This window comes from Pseudomonas sp. HMSC076A11 (assembly GCF_001810205.1).
In the GTDB taxonomy this organism is placed as follows: Bacteria; Pseudomonadota; Gammaproteobacteria; order Pseudomonadales; family Pseudomonadaceae; genus Pseudomonas; species Pseudomonas aeruginosa.
On the sequence record NZ_KV800314.1, the window covers coordinates 358,012 to 364,239 of the forward strand.

5 protein-coding genes and 3 tRNA genes are annotated in these 6,228 nt (G+C 65.4%); 5 read left to right on the top strand and 3 right to left on the bottom strand.

What is annotated here, in order from left to right; all coding sequences use genetic code 11:
- Position 1: 1 nt before the first annotated feature.
- Positions 2 to 2,362: a two-component system sensor histidine kinase/response regulator SagS gene (sagS, locus tag HMPREF2716_RS20055; protein WP_003116565.1), complete on the bottom strand. Its 2,361-nt coding sequence runs from the start codon at positions 2,360 to 2,362 to the stop codon at positions 2 to 4.
- Between the two features lie 82 nt (positions 2,363 to 2,444).
- Here sagS and HMPREF2716_RS20060 point away from each other — a divergent pair, with 82 nt between their 5' ends.
- The gene (locus tag HMPREF2716_RS20060; protein WP_003143737.1) at positions 2,445 to 3,335 is read left to right on the top strand and encodes an ATP-binding protein; all 891 of its coding nucleotides are present in this window, start codon (positions 2,445 to 2,447) and stop codon (positions 3,333 to 3,335) included.
- Positions 3,332 to 3,814 carry a GAF domain-containing protein gene (locus tag HMPREF2716_RS20065; protein WP_023517761.1) on the top strand — a complete coding sequence of 161 codons (483 nt, stop codon included), beginning with the start codon at positions 3,332 to 3,334 and terminating at the stop codon, positions 3,812 to 3,814. The genes HMPREF2716_RS20060 and HMPREF2716_RS20065 overlap by 4 nt, the downstream gene beginning before the upstream one ends.
- A 9-nt stretch (positions 3,815 to 3,823) precedes the next feature.
- Here HMPREF2716_RS20065 and HMPREF2716_RS20070 read toward each other — a convergent pair whose 3' ends face one another.
- Both HMPREF2716_RS20070 and HMPREF2716_RS20075 read right to left on the bottom strand, forming a co-directional pair.
- Positions 3,824 to 4,486, bottom strand: a complete 663-nt coding sequence (locus tag HMPREF2716_RS20070; RefSeq protein ID WP_003098798.1) for a glutathione S-transferase family protein — start codon at positions 4,484 to 4,486, stop codon at positions 3,824 to 3,826.
- Between the two features lie 61 nt (positions 4,487 to 4,547).
- Positions 4,548 to 5,321, bottom strand: a complete 774-nt coding sequence (locus HMPREF2716_RS20075) for a hypothetical protein (RefSeq protein ID WP_003090903.1) — start codon at positions 5,319 to 5,321, stop codon at positions 4,548 to 4,550.
- 217 nt (positions 5,322 to 5,538) lie between these two features.
- Between HMPREF2716_RS20075 and HMPREF2716_RS20080 the strand changes: the two genes are divergently transcribed.
- The 3 genes from HMPREF2716_RS20080 (at position 5,539) to HMPREF2716_RS20090 (ending at position 5,852) form a co-directional block, all read left to right on the top strand.
- Positions 5,539 to 5,614 (top strand) — tRNA-Glu (locus HMPREF2716_RS20080).
- Positions 5,615 to 5,616: 2 nt separating this feature from the next.
- Positions 5,617 to 5,692, top strand: a tRNA-Gly gene (locus tag HMPREF2716_RS20085).
- 84 nt (positions 5,693 to 5,776) lie between these two features.
- Positions 5,777 to 5,852: transfer RNA gene (locus tag HMPREF2716_RS20090), tRNA-Gly, on the top strand.
- Positions 5,853 to 6,228: the final 376 nt, after the last annotated feature.

Consider the following 6,228-nt stretch of genomic DNA (forward strand, 5'->3'; position numbering starts at 1 on the left):
GCTAGTCGCTCGCGGTGAGCGGGCACCAACGGTCGAGGATGGCTTTCAGTTCATCGCGGTGGAAAGGCTTGGCCAGGTAGTCGTCCATGCCGGCGGCACGACAACGTTCGCGCTCGTCCGGCAGGGCGTTGGCGGTCAGCGCGATGATCGGCAGGCCGCCCCAGCGTCCGCTGTCGCGGATCTGCCGGGTCGCTTCGTAGCCGTCCATCACCGGCATGTTGCAGTCCATCAGGACCAGGTCGATGGGATGCTCCTCCAGCATCTTCAGGGCATTCAGCCCGTGTTCGGCGATCCATACCTGGCAGCCGAGCTTGTGCAGCAGGCCCTTGGCGACCAACTGGTTGACCGGGTTGTCCTCCACCAGCAGGACCCGGGTGTTGCGCTGTTCTCCCGTGGTGTCCGAGGCGCTCGACGGGGCTATGGCAGTGTGTTCGAGCACGTGTTTCAGGGCCTGGTACAACTGGTTGCGACTCAGCGGCCTGGCCAGTTGGCGCAGCGGCGACAGGCGGCGGGCCAGCTCCGGTTCGAGGAAACTGCCGTAGGCGGTGACCAGCAGGATCGGCGTACCGATGCTCGGACGCAGTCCCATCAGGCAGTCCGGGCAATCCGATATCAGTACGTCGAGCGAGTGGCCGAGCAGGCTGTCGTCGGTCTCCAGACGCTTGTACTCCAGGCCCCAGCGCGGCAGCCAGGTTTGCAGCAGCTGCGCCAGCCCGCTGTTGGCCGAGCATTGCGCGATCACCCGGCCGCGCAGCGGCAGCGCCTGCAGCGGAGGGCTGACCGGCGCCAGCGGCAGGCCGACGCTGAACAGGCTGCCCAGGCCGACCGTCGACTCCACCGTCAGCTCGCCCTGCATGGCCTCGCACAGCTTGCGCGTGAGGGCCAGGCCGAGGCCTGTGCCGCCGTATTGGCGGGTGATACCCGCGTCGGCCTGGGTGAACGGTTGGAAGATGCGATCCAGCGCCTCCTGGGCGATACCGATGCCGGTGTCGCGCACACTGATGCGCACACCCTCGGCGGTGGCTTCCACGCGAACGTCGACCCGCCCCAGGCGGGTGAACTTCAGCGCGTTGGACAGCAGGTTGCTGACGACCTGGCGAATCCGCGTCGGGTCGCCGGAAACCTGGGCGGGCAGGGCGGGGTCGACCAGGCAGGTCAGCTCCACGCCGGCCGCGGCGTTCTGCGAGAGGAGGCTGGCGGTGTCTTCCACCAGGACGCCCAGGTCGAACGGGATCTGTTCCAGGACCAGTTGCCCGGCCTCGAACTTGGAGAGGTCGAGCACGTCGTTGAGCAATTCCACCAGCACCTTGCCGGAGTCGTGGGCGATCGACAGCTGCTGGCGCTGTTCCGGGGTGAGCGGGCCGTCGAGGCTCAGCGAGAGCATGCCGAGCAGGCCGTTCAGCGGCGTGCGGATCTCGTGGCTCATGTTGGCCAGGAAGCTGGCGCGGGCCTGGGCCATATCGAGAGCGGTCTGGCGGGCTTCTTCGAGTTCCTGGTTGGATAGCGTCAGGCGCGCGTTGGCGGCCTTCAGCTCGGCGGTACGGGCGGCGACGATGCTTTCCAGCTCCTCCAGGTACTGGGTCAGGCGGTTCTCCGCCTCCCGGCGCTGTTCGATCTCTACCGAGATGCGCCCGAGCTGGCGGTTGATGACTTCCACCAGCACGCCGATCTCGTCGCGTTCGTGGCCCTTGGGGCAGGGCAGGCGCATGCGTGCCGGCGAGCGTGGATCGTGTCCGCTGAGGGCCTGGATCAGGCTGACCAGGGGCTTGGTCAGCAGGGTATAGAAGAGCACCAGCAGGATCAGCGACAGCAGCAGGCTGCGCACGAAGCCGGAGAGCAGGGTGATGCCGGCGCGACGGAGGAAGTCGTTGCCGAACACGAAGGTGTCGATTTCCAGGTGCAGTACGCCGAGGGCCTCGCCCGGCGCATGGTCGACATGCAACGGGTCCTCGTAGACCCGCTTGTGGCCGAAGAGGAAGTCGCTGAGCGGCCGCAGGCGGCTTTCGGCGGGTTCGCGCGAGGCGCTGGCCAGCGGCAGGCCGGAGGTGTCGATGATTTCCGCGCGGACCACGGCGGGCGAGCGCAGCAGGCCGAGGACCAGCTCCTGGGCCAGCTCCGCATCGATGTTGTAGGCGATTCGCGCGGCGGGGTTGTGGCTGACGTCCAGCAGCGCGCGCACTTCGCGATTGATGGATGCGTCCTGGCTGGCATAATCGACGCCAACCTGAATCAGGCTGAGCAGGGTTCCCAGGATAAAGGCCACCAGCACGGTGAGGCTGGCCTGTTTGAACGACAGGCGATGGGTCAGCGCTATATCCATGGGGGCGGGGATCAGCCTTGGCGAGGTTCTGCCGCCTAGCATAGCCCATCCCGACCGTCTGTCGGGGTTCCTGGGCGCAACCGATGATCGATCCGTGACGTCAGTCCGATCCGAGGAGAACAGAGTGGATTCCCGATTGAGCGATTTTCTTGCCCGCGCCGAAAGCGTGCTCGCGCGCCTGGAGCCGCTGCTGCCGGCCGTACGCGAAGCCGTCGACTGGGAGCGCAGCCTGGCGGCGCGCTGGCACCGCGACGGCCGTAGCGGCTACCTGCAGCCGCTGGAGGTCAGCCTCGACCTGCGCCTGGCCGACCTGCTGGGCGTAGAGCGGCAGCGCGAGCAACTGGAACGCAACACCCGCCAGTTCGTCGCCGGCCAGCCGGCCAACCACGCCTTGCTCTGGGGGGCCCGCGGGACCGGCAAGTCCTCCCTGGTTCGTGCGCTGCTGGCCGAGCTGGCCGGCGCCGGGCTGCGCCTGATCGAGATCGAGCGCGACCACCTGGCCGACCTGCCGCGCGTGGTCGAGCAACTGCAAGGCCTGCCACAGCGCTTCGTGCTGTTCTGCGACGACCTCTCGTTCGATGCCGGGGAAGGCGACTACCGGGTACTCAAGAGCGTGCTCGACGGCTCGCTGGAACAGGCGCCGGAGAATGTGCTGCTCTACGCCACCTCCAACCGCCGGCACCTGGTTTCGGAGAAGCAGAGCGACAACGAGAACTGGAAGATGGTGGACGGCGAGCTGCATCCCAACGAAGCGGTGGAGGACAAGATCGCCTTGTCCGACCGTTTCGGCCTGTGGCTGTCGTTCTATCCCTTCACCCAGGAGCATTTCCTCAGCGTGGTTCGCCACTGGGTGGACGTGCTCGCGGAGAAGGCCGGGCTGGCCTGGAGCTGGAGCGAGGAACTGGAGAAGGAAGCGATCCGCTGGGCGCTTGGCCGCGGCAACCGCAACGGCCGTTGCGCCTATCAGTTCTCCCGCTACTGGGTGGGCAAGCAACTGCTGGAGCGCCAGGCATGATCGATCTGCAGCAATCTGGCGCCGGGCTGGCCGGCTACGCCCTGCTGGCGGCGCAGGCCGAGGCGCTGTTCGCCGACGAGCGCGATTTCATCGCCAACGCCGCGCAGTTCTCCGCCTTTCTCTTCCATGAGCTGGGCGACCTGAACTGGGCCGGCTTCTATCTGAACCGCACCGAGGAACTGGTCCTGGGACCGTTCCAGGGCAAGGTCGCCTGCGTCCGCATCCCCTTCTCCAAGGGCGTCTGCGGCGCCGCGGCGCGTACCCGGCTGACCCAGCGGGTCGACGACGTCCACGCGTTTCCCGGCCACATCGCCTGCGACAGCGCTTCCAGCAGCGAACTGGTGGTGCCTCTGCTCAAGGACGGCCGCCTGGTCGCTGTGCTCGATCTGGACAGCCCGAGCGTGGGACGCTTCAGCGCCGAGGACCAGGCCGGGATCGAAGGCCTGGTGGAGATATTCCTGCGCCTGACGGACTGCTGAGCGACGCGTTCAGGCTTTCGCTGCGAGCTTGTCGAGGGTCCGTCGTTCCCCCGGCAGCAGCGCTTGCATCGCCGGGCGTTCGAGCATCCGCGCGAAATGCGCGGCGAGGGCCGGCCAGCGTTGCTCGTCCAGGTTTTCGCCGGCGTGACGCAGGTTGACCAACTGGCTGGCGATCGCCAGGTCGGCGAGGGTCAGTCGCTCGCCGACGAAGAAGGCCCGGCCGTCGAGATGGTTTTCCAGGTAATCGAAGTGCGCTGGCAGCTTTTCCTCCAGCGCGCGACGCACGTCGTTTTCCTCGCAGGCCTGGCCCATCGCCGGCTTGAGTATCCGGTTGCGGAAGATCGTCAGCGTGGCCAGGGGAGCGATCTCGTAGTCGGCGTATTTTTCCAGCCAGCGCACCGCTGCGCGGCCGGCGGGGGCGTCGCCCTGGAGATTCGGCGGTTCGGGATAGCGTTCTTCCAGGTACTGGCAGATCACGCTGGAGTCGGCGAGGGCCAGGTCGCCGTCGCGCAACGCCGGGATGCGGCCCAGCGGACTGATCTCGCGATACCAGGCCGGCTGGCCGAACGGGGCGATCGCTTCCAACTGGTAGTCGAGGCCCTTTTCGGCCAGGAGCAGGCGGACCTTGCGGACGAACGGAGACAGCGGGGCTCCGTAGAGTGTCAGGCTCATAACGATTTCCTCGGTCGATATGAGCCTGGGTTATAGCACGGCTGCCGTAGGCAGGCCGGAATCAGTCGTAGACGTTCTTCTTCTTCCACAGGTCGTCTGCATCGAGGGCCTTCAATCCCTCGTTGAGTTCGCTGGGCTCCTCGCTCGCCGGCTGGCTGTTGTTCAGCACCATCGCGTTGGCGCGGGCCAGCTGCGCTTCCATCTGCTGCAGCTCCGCCTGGTAGCGCGCCAGCTCGGGCTGCTTGCGCAGGTACTGGGCGCCGCGTTCGAAGGCCAGGCGCGCCTGGCGCGGTTCGTTCTGCTGCAGGGCCTGCTGGCCGAGATTGCCGAAGAACTCGATATGCAGGCGCACCAGGAGGTGGCGAATCTCCTTGACCCAGATCTGCGCCTCGCTGCGCGGCAGGTGGCCGTCCTGGGTGAAACGGGTGAGCTGGGCATGCAGGGCTTCGAAGAGGAAGCGGACTTCCTTGGCCTTGTCCTCGGTCAGGATCGCCTGGGGCGGATTGCGCACCGGGATCGACTCGCCCTTGGCGACCAGCGCGCGCAACTCTTCTATACGAGCCTTGAGCCCGGCATCGGCTTTCTTCTCCAGCGCCAGTTGCTGCTCGCTGAGGCTGAGCTCGATCTGGCTCATCAACAGCTTCAGAGACGGGCTGACGAACTGGCCGGGAAGGCTCTCGGAAATCTGCGCGCAGCGCCGGACCCGGTCGTTGAGTTCGGCTTTCAGGCGCGCTTTCTCCAGCTTGCTGTTTTCCACCACGTGGTTGATATAGCCAATGGCGATTAGGAGGGCGATCCCGCCGATGATGAGGGCGGTAATGAGGAGTGGCGACACCTTGGGACTCCGCTGTAAGAATTTTCTCAGTCTAATGTCTTGGTGCTACCACTGATAGCAGCAGCTCATTATTTGCACAGAAGTCTTTGATTTAAAAAAATTTTCTCAGAAGGGTTGACGCCTCCCCGGACGCTCCATAAAATGCGCGCCACTTCCAGCGTGAAGCCAAACGCGAAACACTGGAAGCCGGAAAGATCTGTTGTAAGTTCCGGGCCGCGTCCCCTTCGTCTAGTGGCCTAGGACACCGCCCTTTCACGGCGGTAACAGGGGTTCGAGTCCCCTAGGGGACGCCATTGCGGGAATAGCTCAGTTGGTAGAGCACGACCTTGCCAAGGTCGGGGTCGCGAGTTCGAGTCTCGTTTCCCGCTCCAAATTCTACAACCTGGCTTCGGCGGGGTTGGTGAAAGTTAGGCGTCAAAGGTTCGGTTTCGGCCGAACGGGCAACAAGTTGTAACGCGGGAATAGCTCAGTTGGTAGAGCACGACCTTGCCAAGGTCGGGGTCGCGAGTTCGAGTCTCGTTTCCCGCTCCAAACATGATCCAGGTTTCGGCCTGGGTCGAAGAGAAAAGGGCCTTCGGGCCCTTTTTTCGTTTCTGCGATCCGCACCGCCCTGGTGCTTTTCCCGATTCCCCCCATGTTCCCCTCGGCAGGCCGCTGTCCCGCCGCATCTGCTCGCTCGATCGTCGAGACGAAAAAGGCCACTCGTGGAGTGGCCTTCTCTGGTGGAGCGACGGCGGCGATCAGGGCAGCGCTTTGAGCACCGTCAGCAGGCTGGTGAGGTTGTCGGCCACGCCCAGCTGGCCGATCTTCTCGGTGGCGCCGCCGGCGGCGCTGGTATCCAGACTGTAGATCTGCATCACGCCCATGTTGGAAGCGGCCAGGGCCAGGGCGTTCTGCTGTTGCTGGG

Coding starts and splice junctions, on each gene's coding strand:
- sagS (WP_003116565.1), bottom strand. CDS start 2,362: ATGCTAGGCGGCAGAACCTCGCCAAGGCTGATCCCCGCCCCCATGGAT.
- HMPREF2716_RS20065 (WP_023517761.1), top strand. CDS start 3,332: ATGATCGATCTGCAGCAATCTGGCGCCGGGCTGGCCGGCTACGCCCTG.
- HMPREF2716_RS20070 (WP_003098798.1), bottom strand. CDS start 4,486: ATGAGCCTGACACTCTACGGAGCCCCGCTGTCTCCGTTCGTCCGCAAG.